Genomic DNA, 17820 nt, shown 5'->3' on the forward strand with positions numbered 1-17820 from the left:
GTATTTGCAACAGCATTTGTATTTCATACAGCCTTGCAGTAATTAGGCGATGAAAGATAAACACTCTTTATGGAAAACCAGTAGTGGGGTAATAACTCTGCTACTGGTTTTGCCGATCTTAGCGATCTTCTACACCGCAATTGGTGAAACGGATGATTTGTTTGCTCATTTAATGGCAACGGTCATGCCGACTTATATTTTTAACACGGTTGCGCTAACTGTTGGCGTAATGGTGCTGTCCTTAATTCTTGGTATTCCAAGCGCTTGGATAATGGCCATGTGTAAACTGCCGACCGAAAAATGGTTGCAGTGGGCATTGGTGCTACCTCTTGCAATGCCAGGTTATATCATTGGTTATATTTTTACTGATTGGTTTGATTTTGCAGGCCCGATTCAGATCTTTTTGCGTGATGTAACCGGATGGGGACCTGGCGAGTATTGGTTCCCTGACATTCGTACGTTGCCTGGTGCGACCTTTGTGTTGGCTTTGGTGTTGTATCCTTACGTGTATTTATTGTGCCGGGCTGCGTTTATGGAGCAAAATGTATCTTTATTGCAAAGCGCGCGTTTGCTCAAGTGCTCTCCATGGGAAAGCTTTTGGCGCATCTCGATGCCGTTAGTAAGACCCTCTATCGCAGTGGGTTTATCATTGGTCGCAATGGAGACCATCGGTGACTTTGGTACGGTAAGTTACTTCGCGGTGAATACGTTAACCACAGCGGTCTACGATACTTGGTTGGGGTACTCTAATCTTAATGCGGCAGCCAAGATTTCTGCCATGATGCTCGTCATTGTAGTACTGCTTCTTAGTGCCGAACGATACAGCCGCCGTAAACAAAAGCTTTTTCAAAGCCAATTTAACAGTCACGAAGATTTTCGTTACGAGTTGACGGGCTGGAAAAAGTGGACCGCACTGGTTTGGTGTTGGGGCTTGGTTTCAGTCGCTTTTATTTTGCCGCTACTACAGCTGATTGATTATGCGATCACTTATTTTGCGCAGAGTTGGACCTCAGAGTTTCGTGAATACGCATGGAATAGCTTAGTTGTGTCTGTTATTGCTGCGATTATTGGTGTTGCTGTCGCACTGATCGTTAACTTTACCCATCGAGTCAGTGGTAAACGAGAAAGCTTGGCATTTATGCGTCTTTCTTCTATGGGCTATGCAGTACCAGGAACGGTACTAGCCATCGGTGTGATGGTCGCTGTGCTGTTTATGGATCATCGTGTCAACGATATTGCTAAAGCGATGGAGTGGGGTAGACCGGGACTGATCTTCTCAGGATCTATGTTTGCTCTGATTTTCGCGATGGTTGTGCGCTTTTCCGCGGTAGCGATTGGTAGTATCGAAAGTAATTTAAATAAAATTTCTCCGTCGTTAGATATGGCATCGCGCACTATGGGTTGTAAGCCCAATGCCATGCTGTGGCGCGTGCACTTTCCGCTGGTTAAGCGCGGTGCACTGATTGCGGCTTTATTAGTGTTTATCGAGTCGATGAAAGAGCTTAATGCGGCTTTGTTACTTCGTCCGTTTAACTTTGAAACACTAGCCACATACGTTTATAACTTCGCCTCGGATGAGCATTTAGAATTGGCCGCTTTGCCAGCGGTTCTGTTGGTTCTTGTTGGGTTGATCCCGCTTGTTGTTGTTAACCGTTCACTGGAGCAAAATCACTGATGAGCTGTGCATTATCAATTAAAAACCTAACGTGCCAATATGACGATCAAACTGTACTCGAATCATTGTCTCTTGAGGTAGAACAAGGGCAGATTGTCTGTTTGCTAGGAGCCAGTGGCTGTGGGAAAACAACACTATTAAAGGCCGTTGCGGGATTATTGCCGTTAACGTCAGGCGAAATGAGTCTAAATTGCGTCACAATTGATGATGGGGAAAACTGGTTGCCGCCAGAACAGCGTAATATCGGGATGATTTTCCAAGATTACGCACTTTTTCCTCACTTGACGGTGGAGCAAAACATTGCCTTTGGCTTAAAGCAGTGCTCGACAAAAGAGAAAAATGCCAAAGTTCAAGAGATGTTAGAACTCGTGCATCTTCAAGGTTATGGCGATCGTTATCCTCATCAATTGTCTGGTGGACAGCAGCAGCGTGTTGCGATTGCTCGCTCATTAGCTTACAGCCCAGACTTATTGTTACTTGATGAACCGTTTTCTAATATTGATACGCAAGTTCGCCATGAGTTGATAAGTGAGATCCGTAAGATTTTTAAGGCGCAAGGCGTGACTGCCATTTTTGTTACGCATAGCCGTGAAGAGGCTTTTGCTTTCGCCGATAAAATGGCAGTGATGAACAATGGAGTCATCGAGCAATATGGCACAGCATCTGAACTTTACTACCAGCCTTCAAGTAAATTTGTCGCTGATTTCTTAGGTGGTGGCAGTTACCTTGCTGCTAAACGGGTTTCGAATTCAGAATATGAAACCCACTTGGGCGTGGTTGAAGCCACGGCTCAACAAGATATTCCAGTACAGGCGGAGTGCTCTTTACTGCTAAGACCGCAGCATGTGCAAATTCAATCCGATGAAGATAGTTCGGTAACCGTATTGGAACAGCATTTTATGGGTGATCACTGCCGTTATGTGATTAACGCGAATGGTGATCGTTTGTTAGCTACAGCTTCGCAAGCATTAAATATAGGTGAGTCCGTCGCGGTGAAAATTGAAACGCAAGGCGTCCTGGCATTTGCTTAACGCTCCTGAGTATCTTTGCTATCTCGTTTACGACTTTCCAACATACAATAAAAAAGCCCGGCTGTGGAGCCGGGCAAGTGCTCTTCTCCTGTTGATGAGCGCCTTTTCAGACAGCGTTGACTCTCATCATAGTGCGCGAAGCGGGCACAAGGTTCAGTTATAAAGACAAGAAGTCTTTAAACTGTTGAAGAACACGTTCCGCAGTGTCCTTATCTTGCATCTCTGCAAAAATTCGTAGCAGTGGCTCAGTGCCAGAGAAGCGAGCGATGATCCAACCGCCGTTCTTGAAGTAGACTTTCGCGCCATCTTCATAGCTGACTTTTTCGATTTCAAACTCAAACTCAGGCAACTGTTTTTCAACATAAATTTTGTTGAACAGAACGTCCTTTTGCGCTGGTTTGAACTTACAATCGCCTTCTGCCATGTAGGCATAGCCGTACTTGCCGTAGATTTCATCCAGCAACTCAGACAGCTTCTTGCCGGTTACTGAAATCATTTCTACCAATAGGCTTGATGCGAATACGCCGTCTTTACCTTTGATGTGGCCGCGAATGGTTAGGCCACCAGAGCTTTCCCCGCCAATCAGTGAGTCATCCGCTTCCATTTGGGAACTAATGTGCTTAAAGCCTACAGGAACCTCAAAGCATTTCTCGCCATGATCTTCGGCGACTTTATCGAGAAGGTGGGTGGTTGCGATGTTACGTACCACGGAGCCTTTCCAGCCTTTGTATTCAAGTAGGTAGTAGTAAAGCAGCAGTAGCACTTCATTTGGATGAATGAAGTTACCTTTTTCGTCGATAATACCAAGACGGTCCGCATCGCCATCAGTACCGATGCCAATATCGTAACCTTGCTCTTTCACTAGGTGCATCAAACGGTAGAGTGTTGCAGCGCTTGGCGAAGGCATTAACCCACCGAAATCTGGGTTTTTGCCATCGTTAATCACATCAACGTCACAGCGGCCGTTGATTAATACGGTTTGCAGTGCGTTTTTCGCGACACCAAACATTGGGTCGATCAAAACACGTAAATTCGCCTTCTTGATCGCTTCGATGTCGATAAAGTCGATGATTGAGTCAACGAATTCGTTCATCGGATTGATGATTTCAATCAGCTTATCTTCAACCGCTTGTTCAAAGTCGACGCTTTTTACATCGTGCGCAGTGAGCGCGTCTATTTGTGATTCGATTTTTTGGGTGATGATTTCATCTGCGTCACGACCGCCTTCAATGAAGACTTTAATGCCGTTGTAATCGGCAGGGTTGTGTGATGCGGTAATACATGCCGAGTATGCGCAGCCCATTTCTTTCGCTTTAAACATTACGATAGGTGTTGGGACAAATTTGTCGATAAAGCTAACCACAATGCCGTTTGCTGCTAGAACTTCAGCGAACCAACGACCTGCTTTATCGGAAAGAAAACGACGGTCATAGCCAATCACAAAACCGCGATCAGCAACCGATTCGTTATTCGTGATGTTTGCAACTGCTTGAGCGACCAAACGTACATTATCTTTGGTGAACTCCTCACCGATAAATGCACGCCAACCGCCTGTACCAAATTTGATCATGATTCGATCCTCGATAAGAGCGGCATCCCACCGCGTCTTAAATCTTTGCTAGCGAACCGATGCAATTGTAAAACATAAATGCACCGGATAAATCAAAAGGGGAGAAGGACTCCCCCAAAAGATGATTAACCTAGAGTAACGATAACTTCGTTTACTGAACCTTCCGCTTGAACTGGGACAGAGGCACCATTCACTGCATCACCGTTCACAGTAATCGACTTAACGCCTTTGCTTACTGAGTTTGGGTTAACTACTTTGATGTTGTACGTTGCACCTAGCCATTGACGAGTCACTTCGAAACCAGGCCAGTTCGTTGGGATACATGGATCGATAGTTAGGCCATCGAAGCCTGTACGCACACCAAGGATAAAGTTGGTAACAGCGAAGTAAGCCCAGCCAGATGTACCTGTTAACCATGGGTGGTTTGCACGACCGTGGTCTTGGTGGTCACGACCCATGATGAACTGTACGTATGAGTAAGGTTCTGCAATACGTTTTTCGATGATGTCGTTCTGGTTGTATGGGTTAAGTGCATCGTAGAACTTCATTGCACGATCACCACGACCCAGTTTCGCTTCAGCTACCCAAGCCCATGGATTTGGATGCGAGAAGATCGCACCGTTCTCTTTTACGCCTTGGTAAACACGAGTTACGAAGCCGATATCATCATTCGGTGTTGCAAAAGATGGTGAGTTTAGGTGAAGGCCGTATTCAGAGAACAGGTTCTCATCGACAGCGTCCATCGCTTTTTCGCCGCGCTCTTGAGATACCGCACCAGAAAGTACCGCAAGTGTGTTTGACTCTAGGTGTACACGACCTTCTTTTTGTTGCGCTGTACCGATCTTTTCGCCGTTTTTCGTTAGACCACGGATATACCAGCCGCCTTCTTCGTCCCAAAGGTGGGTTTCACACGCTTCACGAACGTTTGCTGCCATCACCGTGTATTTTTCAACGTCGGCTTCTTTCCCTAGGTATTTAGCTAGGTCGATGAACTCCTGCAGTGCCCAGAAATGTAGGAAAGACACCATTGACGATTCGCCGCCACCTAGGTTCAGACAGTCGTTCCAGTCTGCACGCAGACCTTTACAGATACCGGTTTGACCTACGTATTCAGCCGAGAAGTCTAGCGCGGCTTTCATGTGGTCATAAACCGTTGCATCGCCACCGTCGGCGTAAGGGATCACTTCGTCGAAGAAGCTGTGCTCACCGGTTTCCATCACGTACTTACAGATGGTTGGAACTAGCCATAGGTGATCATCAGAACAAGTGTCTTCGATGCCGTGAATTTTGTCTTCATCAGAAGGTGTTGGAACTACGGTTGGAGATTTAGATGGTTTAACATCATCTTTTTCTGGATCAAACCAATCTGGATCGAATAGGTGTAGACCGTAGCCCGCTTTTACTTGGCCGCGCAGTAGGTCAACGATACGTTTGCGCGTCATTGCTGGGTTAGCGTGAGGAACTGAGATTGCATCTTGCGCTGTATCGCGGTAACCAAGACCAGTACGGCCTCCCACCTCGATGAATGAAGCAAAGCGAGACCACACCACACAAGTTTCCGCTTGGTATAACGTCCAAGCGTTGATCATGGTATCTAGACCTTCGTTTGGTGATTTCACTTGGAACTTGCCACAGCGCTCATCCCAGTGTGTTTTGATACCCGCAAATGCGTTGTCGACTTCTGCAAGGTCTTGGTACTTAGCACGTAGACGCTCACCGTTGCCTTTACCGATACCTAGAATGTAAGCAAAGCGAACTTCTTCACCCGGCTGAATAGTAAATTGCTTATGCAAAGAGCCACAGTGGTTGTAACACGTTTGTGCTGTATTGAAACACTTACCTTGTTCTACCGCTAACGGGTTTGCTTCGTCACGGTATAGGCCTAGGAAGCTGTCACGTTGGCCGTCGTATGAATCTGGGTCAAATGTTGAAGCTAGGTAGTAGAAGCCTTCGAAATCGTTGGTGTTGTAGTACAGGTCGTACTCGATCACGCCTTCGTTGTAAGCCGTACCTGCCGAGTACAGAGACATCTGATGGTTTTGGTTATCAGATTGAATGTGGCTGAATGAGAACTCAACAAATGAGAATGCACTGATCGTACGTGGTTTGCCAGAGGTGTTTTTAATCACTACATCCCAGATTTCAGCGTCTTCGCCTTTTGGCACGAACAGAGTTTTTGTTGCGGTAATACCGCTGTATTCACATTTGAACTTAGAGTAAGACAAGCCGTGACGAACTTCGTAGTTTGCTTCGTCTAGGCTCTTCGCAACTGGTTGCCAAGAGATTGACCAGTAATCACCTGTCTCATCATCACGCAAGTAAACGTAGTGTCCTGGGCGATCGAATGTCGCATTTGGACGGAATTTAGTAACACGGTTGTATTCTGGAGAGTTGTAGAACGAGTAGCCACCCGCGTTGTGCGAGATAACCGTACAGAACTTCTCAGTACCTAGGTAGTTGGTCCATGGTGCTGGTACGTCAGGGCGAGTGATGACGTATTCGCGATTCTCGTTATCGAAATAGCCGTATTTCATTTGTGTCTTTCCTTTTTACGAAGCTGCATCAGCAGCCAAAATTTAAAAACTCTTCAAGCGTGATGTTTCGACATCAGTTTTGTATTACTTCCACGGTTTACGGTAATTCACTCCCTGCAAATCAAGCAGAGGTAGATGGCCTTTCAAGCGTGATAAATAGTCGGTCCAATCTCGGTGTTGTTTGTCTGTCCAACATGCTTCTGCCATTGCAGTTAAACGAGGGAAGATCATGTAGTCCATGCGAGGTTGGTTATTGATAATTTCGCACCATAATGCTGTTTGAATGCCCCAAATGCGCTTACGTATTGGGTCGTCGGCAGGCACTTCAGCGAGCGGCTCGTAGTTGTAAGCTTTTTCTAGTGGCAGTGGGTTTGCCCAGTCCACGCCCGGTTCTTCAGGTGCGTAGTCTTGGGTCATATCTAGGTAAGTGGTTTGTGCTGGTTGCAGCACCACATCAAAGCCTTGGCGAGCACAGTTCAAGGCCGCTTCTTCGCTTAGCCATGAGTAGATCACCGTATCTTTACTGACTTTGTCGCCGTGTTGAGCTTCTTCCCAGCCCAGCATGCGTTTGCCCAATTTACGAAGTTTGTCTTCGGCATAACGTAAGAAGTGTCCTTGCAAATCTTTGTAGTCGCTGTAACCCAGTTGTTCCATTAGTGCTTGGCATGCTGGGCTTTTTGACCATACGCCGTTAGGTACTTCGTCGGCACCAATATGAACGTAAGGCGCAGGAAAAAGTGCAGAGACTTCTTCTAGCACTTTGTCGATAAATTCATAACTCCCCGGCAGAGCAGGGTTAATGACGTTGTCGTTGTAATGCTGAATACTGCGGTATTCGGTGGTATCTTCCGCTTCTACCAATAGGTGTGGTAACGACTTGATGGCGGCTCGGCAATGACCAGGTACATCAATTTCAGGAATGATGGTGATGCCGCGTTGCGATGCAAATTCGATAACGTCTTTGATGTCTTCTTGTGTGTAGAAGCCGCCGTAACGTTCATCAAAGTGCGTGTACTGTGGTTCATTGATCTCATCCAATCCGCGCCAAGCACCAATATCGGTCAGTTGAGGCAGTGATTTGATTTCAATTCGCCAACCCTCATCGTCGGTAAGATGCCAATGGAACGTATTGAACTTGTAATGAGCCAGTTGGTTGATCAAGCGTTTGACTTGCTTAACGGAGTGAAAATGACGAGCACAATCCAGCATCATACCGCGGTAACGAAAACGTGGCCTGTCCTTGATTGAACAGCAAACTACTTCCATTGAGTTAGGTTGATCGCCAACTTTGATTAGTTGTAATAACGTTGCACAAGCATGGGTAAAACCAGACGAAGATCCTGCTTCAATTTTGATTGACTCTTCGGCTACTTTCAGTTTGTAAGCGCCTTCATCCAAGGTTGGGTTGCCTTTGAAGATGATCTGACTGCCATTGTCTGATGCGAACTCAAATTGGTGAATGCGCTTAAGCTCATCAAGTAGCCATTCTTTAGCTGAATTGGCCAGGCTTGAATAAACCGCGACGCCAGCATGATGATCAAAGCTAAAATAGTGATCGCTGACCTCAATATGGTTTGGTTTTGGCAGCAAGGGCTGTGCATGGGTTAAACTTGCAGGAATCTCACTGCGTTCACGGTATGGTGAAGCTAATACGATAGGCGTGACATCCACTTGTGCGCGCTGTGGGTTTCCATCAACGACAAAGTTGATCATCGCTTCGTTAAAGCCATCCGAGTAATAACGGAATGGGTTCGAACCAATACTGAATTCACAGTAATAGTGATGGTTGGCAGCCAGTACCACCCCTTCTGGCTTAAGTGTGCAAAAACTACCAATTTGAGTCAGTTGACCATTTGAAACGCTGTCTGGAAGAATGTAACGATCGAAAGCGAAAGTTAAGCTCCAGCTGTTTAGGTCTTGGTCGCTCAAGTTATGAAAGGTGAGGCCAAAGCGGCAGTTTTGTTTCTGCTCAGAAAGGACTACGAGATCAACACGATATTCCATATCTACTCCTACGCCGCACTGAGCGAGTAAAGGTTATGTTCTGGTTTGCCAGCAAACATAATTGCGCCTTCAATCGCGTCAAACTGTGGCTCAACAATCCATTGCTGAACTGGTGGTGAAAGCCAACGTACAATGCGTTCAGCTATGCTGCCCATTAAACAAATACGTGTTGCGCCGCGCTTGTTTAATGCCACGAGAAACATTTCTATATCCGCTGCGGTTTGCTTCAGCATTTCAATGGCCAGTGCATCGCCTTGTTCCGCATGTTGGAAAATAGCCGGAGAAAACTGCCCATAATCACGAGGAAGCGCCTGTTTTGACCACGCCACCACGTTGTCGACCTCATTTTCGAAATGCGTCATAACGTGTTGTGCTAGGGGCGTTTTTTCTCTGATGCCATCTTCAGCTAACAAAACTTGCTGAACTAGGCGTAGCCCCATCACTGCGCCGCCACCTTGATCCGAAATAGGGAACTCACGACCACCGACAACATGTTGCTCCAATCCGTTAAGGTAGATGCCACAAGAACCGGTTCCCGCAATCATGATTGCGCCATCTTCGCCATTGTGTGCACCAACGCACGCACCGTAAGCATCGGTATTCATAGTTATACTGGCAAATGGATGAGGAAGAGACATGAAGGCTTGCCAAGATGCTTTGTGCTCTGCGCCAGCAAGGGCTAAGCCGACGTGCATCGACGCGAAATCTTGTTGTGTTAGACCGCCTTGCTCGGTAGCCGAAGTGATGGATTCAAGAATCGAAGCCATTGCTATTTCAGCACCTAGCATGATGTTGGCACTGCCGCTTTTGGCCTCGCCAAGAAAATTACCTTGTGAATCTTTAATCCTGGCTCGACATGACGTGCCGCCACCATCGATACCGACAAAATACATTCCCATGATTATTCTTCCTTCATATTTTTAGAGGTCGCCAACTGAGAAACATGCTGAGCTTGACTGATTATCGCGAGTAAGTACCAAGCGCCATGCGGGATCCATTGTTCGCCCCAGCGCCAGTTTTGTAACACGTCTTCTTTTTGTGCTGGTGGATTAAATGCAATGTCTTCCTCGTCTTCAAAGCCGCCAGTGATTCCGTTACACACGCCACCTTTTGCGTTGAAGAAACCATATTGAGGGAGGTAATCAGGGTTGTTACGACCATGGCCATCTAGCATGCACATGTCGTATGGGTTTAAGCCTACAACCCAGTTCAATGCATCTTGAGCAAACACAGAAAGTTGTTGCAGTACTTCTTGCGACGCTATATGCGGTTGAGCAAGGTACGCCATGGTCGCGAGTGAGCCCAGTCGAGCATTCTCGCCTTGCCACCAATAGCCGGATTCATTGTTGTGTGCGACAAAAAATGCCTCGCGTTTTGACTCATTTACGCCTTTAACATATTGGCGAGGGTAACCGAATGGGTTGATCACTTTATTCGATATTGTGATCTCAAACTCACACGCTAGGTTGACGATACGTTTTACCGATTCCGCTCGTGTTGAGTCGTCTTCAATTGATAGATATTCGCATAGGGCAATAACTGGTAGACCAGCTTCGGCTGCGTGAAAATATGGACGGCTGCCGTCTTGGTTTGCTGACCAAAAGTGTTGAATCTGCTCGTCGCTCATTTGGCGTGCAACTAAACGTTGCGCCCACAAACGGCTCTCTTTCAAGTAGCGAGTTTCTTTGGTTGCTTTAAACAGTTCTACACAAGCCAGTAGCGCACAGTATTCGTCGATAATGTTTTCTTCCCCATCATTGAGGTACTGTGTATTGTGCTCTTTTAAGTGCCAGTAACCATTTTCGGCAGCGTTGCGGTATTTTTGTTGATCGTATTCACCGTGAACACTTAAACGCGACGCTGCCGCTAGCGCTGCAATGGCGACACCGCCACCTTGTCGAAAGCCTGCTTGATAGTCGTCAAATTTGTGACCAAGTTGAGTTTCGTACGCGCAAATCTCGCGTTGCGCAGTATCTTTGCTCCACTTGTCAAAGACCGTCATGTAGAAAAAGCCTTTTTCGTTTTGCATACGCACAAGAAAGTCTGCACCGAACAGGGCTTCTTCAATCAGACGTGTACGTGTGAAAGCTGCAATGTCTTCGCTTCCTTCAAGCAACGAAACCCCTTTTAGGATGTTCCAAACCACCATTGGGGTTTGTTGAGGATTCAGATAATTCGCGTATGAAAGGTGACTTAAATACTTGCTAACGTCTCCTGATGCGTCGTACCAGCCGCCGTGTACATCAACCTTTTTATTGGAGTTTAGTACTGGAAGTTGTCGATCTTGTTGATCGAAGATCCCGCCGCAACGTTGCGATTTGAAGTAATGGATCACATCTGACAAAGTTTGACCCAACAGAATGTGTTCGCCAACGATGAAAGAGGAAGAGCGCGTATCTTCTACTTGCAAGAAATAGTCACCTGACGTTGTGAAAGAGGAAAAGTCGATGAGGTAGAAATAGCCCTGATGCCAGTTCGCCACTTTACCTTGTTCTTCAACCGCAAAAGTTGCCACGGTTTGCTCGCTAGTGGCACAAATCAATTGAGCAGTGTAAGAAGACAAGTGTGGTTGTTCGGTCTGGATAATGGCTTTCTTTGGGCCCAGACGTTCATAACCAATGTGGTTAGTCAGTAGCAGCATTCAATGTCTCCGGGAAACGATAAAAACAGGAGTGGGTCAGGCTGAACCTGACCCTCGTTATGATTAATCTTCAAATAAGTAACAGCGGACAAAGTGGTTGTCGGACAGTTGAGTGACGCCTGGTAGTCGTTCGCGACATTTGTCGGTAGCGTGTACACAACGTCCAGCAAATGGACAGCCGACAGATTCTGGTGTCCAAAGTGGGATTTCCCCTTTGTTGCCTTTCAGTTTCTCGTGAATAGACTTCGATGGATCTGGAACCGCAGATACCAACAGTTGCGTATATGGGTGTTGAGGATCGTGAATGATTTCTTCAGTATCGCCCCATTCAACCATGTGACCTACGTACATGACCGCGAGATCTTCAGCAATGTAACGCGCTGTTGCGATGTCGTGAGTGATGTAAAGCAGAGACATTTGTTTCTCGAACTTCATCTCTTCCATCAAGTTCAGAACACCGGCACGGATTGATACATCGAGCATGGATGTTGGCTCATCCGCCAAGACTACTTCAGCTCCAACTGCGATGTTACGAGCTAGGTTTACACGTTGACGCTGACCGCCAGATAGCTGGTGCGGGAACTTTTGCGCCGTTTCTTTTGGTGGAATAAGACCAACTTGTTCAAGTAGGTCGTACACACGCTCTTCCAGTTCTTTCTTGTTGCCCGGTGCTACTTTCTTATGAATCAGCAGCGGGCGCGCAATATGGTGGAAGATATTGTGCGTTGGGTTTAGCGAGCCAAACGGGTCTTGCCACACCATTTGTACACCTTCACGGTAGGTCATTAAATCGTGACGAGAGGTGATGTCTTGGATATCACGACCTTTGTATTCAATGATGCCATCGGTTGGTGCGTACATTTTTGCAATCATTTTTGCGGTAGTAGACTTACCTGAACCAGATTCACCTACCACTGACAAGCCGCGGCTCTTGTACATTTTGAAAGAGACGTCGTTGATTGCGCGCATCTTAGATTGTTTGATTGAGTTACTGTTTAAAGGGAAGTCCTTAACGACATTTTTACCCTCAATCAGCAGTTCGCCGAATTGTTTGCTCATAATTCTCTCCAGTGTAATTTTTGTTCTTAGCTAGCGTTTTTTTGTTGTTAAACCTTAGCTTGAGCAATGGTGTCGCCGTACAAATGGCAATTTGAGAGGCGACCTGGTTCAATTTGACGTAATTGGGTTGGTACACGTGTACATGCTTCATGTACGCGATCGCAACGAGCTTGGAAGCGGCAGCCCCGTGGTACTTCTAGCAAGTTCAACGGGTTACCTGGAATACCAGTCAATTTGGTCTTTGGTCCAGTTAGTGGAGGGAAAGAGCTACCCAAACCTTTGGTGTAAGGGTGGTAAGGACTTTCCAGAATTTGCTTAGAAGGTGCGACTTCAATCAACTCACCTGAGTACATGATGCCGATACGATCCGAGAACTCGACCATCAATGACAAGTCATGTGTGATGAACAGAATTGAGAAACCAAACTCTTCTTTAAGCGCGTAAATTTTTTGTAGAATTTCACGTTGAACCACTACATCCAATGCGGTAGTCGGTTCGTCCATGATGATCATTTTTGGGTTCAGAGCCAAAGCGATTGCGATTACTAGACGTTGACGCATACCACCAGAGAACTGGTGCGGGTAATCACTCAATCGGCTAGGGTGGATATCAACGATTTCCAGCAGACCTTCAGCGCGTGTTTTTGCTTGAGCGCGAGTCATATTGGTATGACGCATGATGACGTCACAGAACTGCTCTTCCATGGTTAGAACAGGGTTCAAAGCGTTCATCGCACTCTGGAATACCATCGACATTTCACTCCAGCGGAACGCTTGCATGCGATCATCGCTGTACTGAAGGATATCTTCACCGTTGAAGATCACCTCACCACCTGTGATAAACGCTGGCGGCTTATGAAGGCGCATTAGTGAGAAGGCAACAGTGGATTTGCCACAGCCAGATTCACCAGCCAGACCGAATACTTCACCTGGTGCAATGTCGAAGCTCACGTTGTTACAGGCGCGGACATCGCCCGCATCTGTAATATAGTCTACGCATAGGTTACGGATGGAAATTAGTGGTGCAGTCATGATTATTTATCTCCGCTCCATAGTGCATTTTGTGGTGCCAGTTCAGGCTCACGCTCTTTCTTGTCTTTTGCTGCTAGTTTTTTCCAGCGTTTCATGCCTTTGTGAGAACGAAGTTGAGGGTTCGCAATTTCGTCAACGGCAAAGTTCAACAGAGCAAGACCAGTAACCAGTAGTGTTAGGGCAATACACGGTGCTAGGACTTCCCACCATGCGCCAATCAGCATGGCTGATGAGGTTTGCACGTTGTAAAGCATGATGCCCCAACTGATCGTGTTGGCATCACCCAAACCTAGGAACGAAATGACCGCTTCAGTGTTGATCGCCAGCATTACTGAGCCAATGAAGCTCGCACCGACAATTGGGATAAGGTTTGGTAAAATCTCAACGAAGATGATGCGGAATGAAGACTCTCCCAATACTTCGGCAGCTTTAACGAACTCTTTCTCGCGTAGTGCCATAGTTTGAGAGCGGACAACACGTGCACCCCATGCCCAAGAAGTACCAGCGATAATCAAGGCAATGGTGAGTGGGCCTGCTTCACCGATAAAGGCCGCCAGCACGAATAGCAATGGATACTGCGGAATTACTAACATGATGTTCATTGCGGCACTCAATATGTCATCCACTTTACCGCCGAAGTAACCTGCCGATATACCAATGACTGTTGCTAAGAAACACACGATGATGCCAGCACCAAAGCCTACACCCAGTGATACTCGTGCACCGTAAGCCACCTGCGACCAGATATCGCGACCCATTCGGCTAGTACCTAATACGTGGTCGGCCTTTTTAGACATAAGCAGTGTACGACGATCGTCTGCTAGGTTTTTAGCGACCCAACCATCAGGGTTGTTTTGTGCCTGTTTTACAACAAAGCTTGGGTATTCGTGTGGGTTACCGGTTCGCTTGTCTGGCGCATGCTTTGTAAGTAAAGGAGCGGCAATCGCAACGAACACGAACAGCGTAACAATGCCAAGACCAATGCGAGCAAATGCGTTACCTAAAATAAGTTTGAATAGTTCTTTCATGATTATTTGCCTCCCGTACGTAGGCGAGGGTCTAGAATCATGTACAGCATGTCAGCCATTAAGTTGAAGCACAGCATGAACATCGTCATGATAATTAACTGACCTTGAAGTACTTGGTAGTCACGAGCGTGAATTGCGTTCAATAGAACAGTACCTAGGCCTGGGTAGTTGAAAATCATCTCGATGATTAATTGACCTCCAATGGCCATACCTAAAGACATAGACAGTGCGGTAACACTTGGAAGTAGTGCGTTACGTGCGGCGTAATTAAAGACGACGCGGTTTTCACTCAGCCCTTTACCTTTAGCCATCGTGATATAGTCTTCGGCGAGAAGGTTGATCATGTTGTTACGCATGTTAACTAGGAAGCCACCAATTTGAACGATGGTTGCACAGAATAGAGGTAGTACAGCGTGGTAACCCACGTTCTTGATGAACTCCCAGCTTGTCCAATCAGGAATAGTACCTGGCGTGTAAGCATAGCCAGATGGGAACCATTTCAGGCCAATCGCAAAGGTAAACAGCGCTAACATTGCGATAACCATTTGTGGAATAGCTTGAATGATCAATGTGCCAGGCGTTACGAATGCATCGTACTTACTACCGCGCTTCCAGGCGGCAAAAATACCAAGGACAGAAGCGATGGAGAAAGAAAGTACAACCGCAGTACCAGCTAGAAATAGTGACCAGCCAAATGCACTACCTAGTAAAGAATTAACTGAAAGTGGGTAGAACTGGATTGAGGTGCCCAATTCCCAACTTAGAATGTTTTTAATGTACGAGAAGTACTGAATGTAAATTGGCCCATCAACGAAACCGAGCAGTTCTTTCATTGCTGCGATTCGTTCTGGAGTCACCTGTACTGAAGCATTAGCAAACATCATGGTAACTGGGTCACCAGGCATTGCTCGCGGAATAATAAAGTTTAACGTCGCTGCAACTAAGAGCGCGACAAGATAGAACGACAAACGTCTTAAAAAATAACCCATAACTCACACCTTACTCACCCAGATTTTTTCCCTGTTTCTGGTTTCAGGTCGCTCCTAGCGAAATTTAGAGCGAAAAATCCCCTGACGACGAGCGCCACATATTGGTTTCGTTAACAAGGGATTTTTATAGGCGGCACACGGGATGTATGCCGCTTGAAATGAACTTCTACTTATTTAACTGGTTTTAGGTCCAGTACGTGAAGTAGACGCTCTGGGATACCTGCCCAAATGTTTGGACGGCCCTTAGGGTTTTCTTCGTTCCACCAACCAGTGAAGCGAGTTGTGTTGTATTGGTACATGTACGCGCCAGATAGCACAGGAATAGTTACTTGGTCCTGAGCAATGATCTTCTGAATGCCATGAGCGATCTCTAGCTGTTCTTGCTTATCTGCTGTCTTGTAGAAGCTGTTAAGAAGACCGTCTAGCTTATCGTTCTTGTAGAAGTGCATTGCAAAGCGAGGCATGCCGTCACCAGCTTGTAGCTTCGAGTTGTAGCCACTATCCCAGTACAAGTGTGGATCTGCACCGTGGAAGTAGTTGGTGTAAGCAACGTCGTAAGTACCTTCTAGCATTGCTTGGTTGTATACCGAGAAGTCCGGTGTACGAGCACGAGCTTTAATGCCCACTTCTGCTAGTTGCTCAACGGCTAGTTGTACTGTGTTGTTGAAGTCAGTCCAACCGTTTGGTGATTGAATTAGAAGCTCGAAAGACTTGCCAGATGGTGTATCCACAAAGCCATCTTTGTTTACATCTTTGAAGCCAGCTTTAGCTAGAAGCTTTTTCGCACCTTCCGCGTTGTATGTGTTGTAGCCTTTGTACTTGTTGTGCGTCTCTTCATCAGACCAAGCTTCGAATGCGTAGCCAAGGCCAGATGCGAAGTCGTTCACTGTACCGCCGCCGTAGAAAGCGATATCAATAATAGTTTGACGGTCTAGCGCCATAGAGAACGCACGACGGAAGTCAACGTTAGTTAGCGCTTCGTTTTTCGCAGCGTCTGGGTTTTTGAAGTTCACTACAAATGCTTGAGTACCCGCTGGTGGGTACCAGTAGTGGTGATTCGGACTTGCTGCAGCGTACGTACGGTCGATGTCTGGTACGAATGAAGACGTCCAGTCCATTTCGCCGTTAACGATTTTGCCCAAGAATTGGTCGTTGTTCGCGATTTGTGGCACACGCAGACAATCTACATCTAGGTTGTCAGCATCCCAATAATTCGGGTTCTCACACTGGATATATAGCTGCGGTGTGAAAGTGTCGATTTCAGTAAATGGACCACTGCCTACTGGATTTTCGTTTGTGAATGTTGCTGGATCTTTTACTTTGCTCCATACGTGCTTAGGTACGACTGGTACTTTCGCAATTTCGTAAGGAACGTTTGAGTTTGCTTCGCTTAGACGGAATTTAACTTGGTAGTCGTTAACTTTTTCTACGCCAGTCACCCAAGAGTTGATACCAGATTGGTCTAGCTCTGGCTTCTCTTTAACTAGGTTGAAAGAGTAAACAACATCATCAGCGGTAAACGCTTTGCCATCAGACCATTTTACGCCCTTACGGATATCGAAGGTTACGCTCATCAGGTCATCAGCCATGGTAAAGTTTTCTGCTAGACGAAATACAGGCGTGTTACCGTGCATTTCGTTAAAAACAACGAGCGGCTCGTAAATAAAGTCGGTTGTTGTGTGCAGGTTAGTTGCACCCAAGAAAGGGTTAAAGTTACGAACGAAAGTTGTAAACTCTTTAGGGTGGATAGTCAGTTCACTGCGTTCAGCCGCAGTAGCTACCGATGCAAAACCTGTAGTAGCCGTTGCAATAATTGCTGTTGCTAGTGCTGTTTTTTTAATATTGGCAAGCATAGCTGTTCCTTACTATTTGCTTTCATTTCACTAAATGGAATTGAATGTCATCAATTGATAAACACTCTCTAAGACCTACCTCTTGTACATGCCTTACTCATTACAACATTGAGTTTCGCCAAGAGTGGCCTGTAGGCCTTAGGCAGGAGTAAGAAAACACCTTATCCATAAAATAATCAAACTTGATTCCCGTTAAAAACGTTAAAATCTCTGAGCTCTCCGTTATAAACGTTATTTTGGCTAATTTTAACCAGTAGAGGGACAAAAAATAAACGTTGATATGCGTCGCAGTTTATATCCTTGTTAATAGTGAGTGTTAGTGATTACTAACCTGGTGAGCCATTTAAAATATACGTTTCTTGCTTGGTTTCTAGGTTCGGAGATCTCGCTCACATGCAGAAATGG

Annotated in this window: 12 protein-coding genes; 2 read left to right on the forward strand and 10 right to left on the reverse strand. The window is 46.2% G+C overall.

Annotation, left to right across the window (positions count from 1 at the left end):
- The first annotated feature begins 49 nt into the window (after nt 1-49).
- Together NL626_RS13295 and NL626_RS13300 are read left to right on the forward strand one after the other, a co-directional pair.
- On the forward strand, nt 50-1675 hold the full coding sequence (locus tag NL626_RS13295) for an iron ABC transporter permease (RefSeq protein WP_154205054.1): 1626 nt from the start codon (nt 50-52) through the stop codon (nt 1673-1675).
- The gene (locus NL626_RS13300; protein WP_005380055.1) at nt 1675-2706 is read left to right on the forward strand and encodes an ABC transporter ATP-binding protein; all 1032 of its coding nucleotides are present in this window, start codon (nt 1675-1677) and stop codon (nt 2704-2706) included. The genes NL626_RS13295 and NL626_RS13300 overlap by 1 nt, the downstream gene beginning before the upstream one ends.
- Nucleotides 2707-2863: 157 nt before the next feature.
- Here the strand turns inward: NL626_RS13300 and NL626_RS13305 are convergent, their stop codons facing one another.
- The 10 genes from NL626_RS13305 to NL626_RS13350 form a co-directional block, all read right to left on the reverse strand.
- Entirely contained in the window at nt 2864-4276 is a 1413-nt protein-coding gene (locus NL626_RS13305) for a phosphoglucomutase/phosphomannomutase family protein (RefSeq protein ID WP_025768194.1), read from the reverse strand.
- A gap of 125 nt (nt 4277-4401) precedes the next feature.
- Nucleotides 4402-6810, reverse strand: coding sequence for a N,N'-diacetylchitobiose phosphorylase (locus tag NL626_RS13310; RefSeq protein ID WP_253657435.1), 2409 nt, complete (start codon nt 6808-6810; stop codon nt 4402-4404).
- A gap of 84 nt (nt 6811-6894) precedes the next feature.
- Nucleotides 6895-8814 carry a beta-N-acetylhexosaminidase gene (locus NL626_RS13315; protein WP_005380048.1) on the reverse strand — a complete coding sequence of 640 codons (1920 nt, stop codon included), beginning with the start codon at nt 8812-8814 and terminating at the stop codon, nt 6895-6897.
- An 8-nt stretch (nt 8815-8822) separates the two neighbouring features.
- On the reverse strand, nt 8823-9713 hold the full coding sequence (locus NL626_RS13320) for an N-acetylglucosamine kinase (protein WP_253657436.1): 891 nt from the start codon (nt 9711-9713) through the stop codon (nt 8823-8825).
- Nucleotides 9714-9715: 2 nt separating this feature from the next.
- Nucleotides 9716-11455: a glycoside hydrolase family 9 protein gene (locus tag NL626_RS13325; RefSeq protein ID WP_253657437.1), complete on the reverse strand. Its 1740-nt coding sequence runs from the start codon at nt 11453-11455 to the stop codon at nt 9716-9718.
- A gap of 63 nt (nt 11456-11518) precedes the next feature.
- Nucleotides 11519-12514: an ABC transporter ATP-binding protein gene (locus NL626_RS13330; RefSeq protein WP_005380041.1), complete on the reverse strand. Its 996-nt coding sequence runs from the start codon at nt 12512-12514 to the stop codon at nt 11519-11521.
- Nucleotides 12515-12561: 47 nt separating this feature from the next.
- Nucleotides 12562-13545, reverse strand: coding sequence for an ABC transporter ATP-binding protein (locus tag NL626_RS13335; protein WP_005380040.1), 984 nt, complete (start codon nt 13543-13545; stop codon nt 12562-12564).
- A gap of 2 nt (nt 13546-13547) precedes the next feature.
- On the reverse strand, nt 13548-14573 hold the full coding sequence (locus NL626_RS13340; RefSeq protein WP_130545024.1) for an ABC transporter permease: 1026 nt from the start codon (nt 14571-14573) through the stop codon (nt 13548-13550).
- A 2-nt stretch (nt 14574-14575) separates the two neighbouring features.
- Nucleotides 14576-15562 (reverse strand): ABC transporter permease, encoded by a 987-nt coding sequence (locus NL626_RS13345; protein WP_005380038.1) that lies wholly within the window; start codon nt 15560-15562, stop codon nt 14576-14578.
- A 170-nt stretch (nt 15563-15732) separates the two neighbouring features.
- Nucleotides 15733-17415: an ABC transporter substrate-binding protein gene (locus NL626_RS13350; RefSeq protein ID WP_005380037.1), complete on the reverse strand. Its 1683-nt coding sequence runs from the start codon at nt 17413-17415 to the stop codon at nt 15733-15735.
- Nucleotides 17416-17820 lie beyond the last annotated feature (405 nt).

The organism is Vibrio sp. Y58_MX_L22 (assembly GCF_024181865.1).
GTDB classification, from domain to species: domain Bacteria; phylum Pseudomonadota; class Gammaproteobacteria; order Enterobacterales; family Vibrionaceae; genus Vibrio; species Vibrio alginolyticus.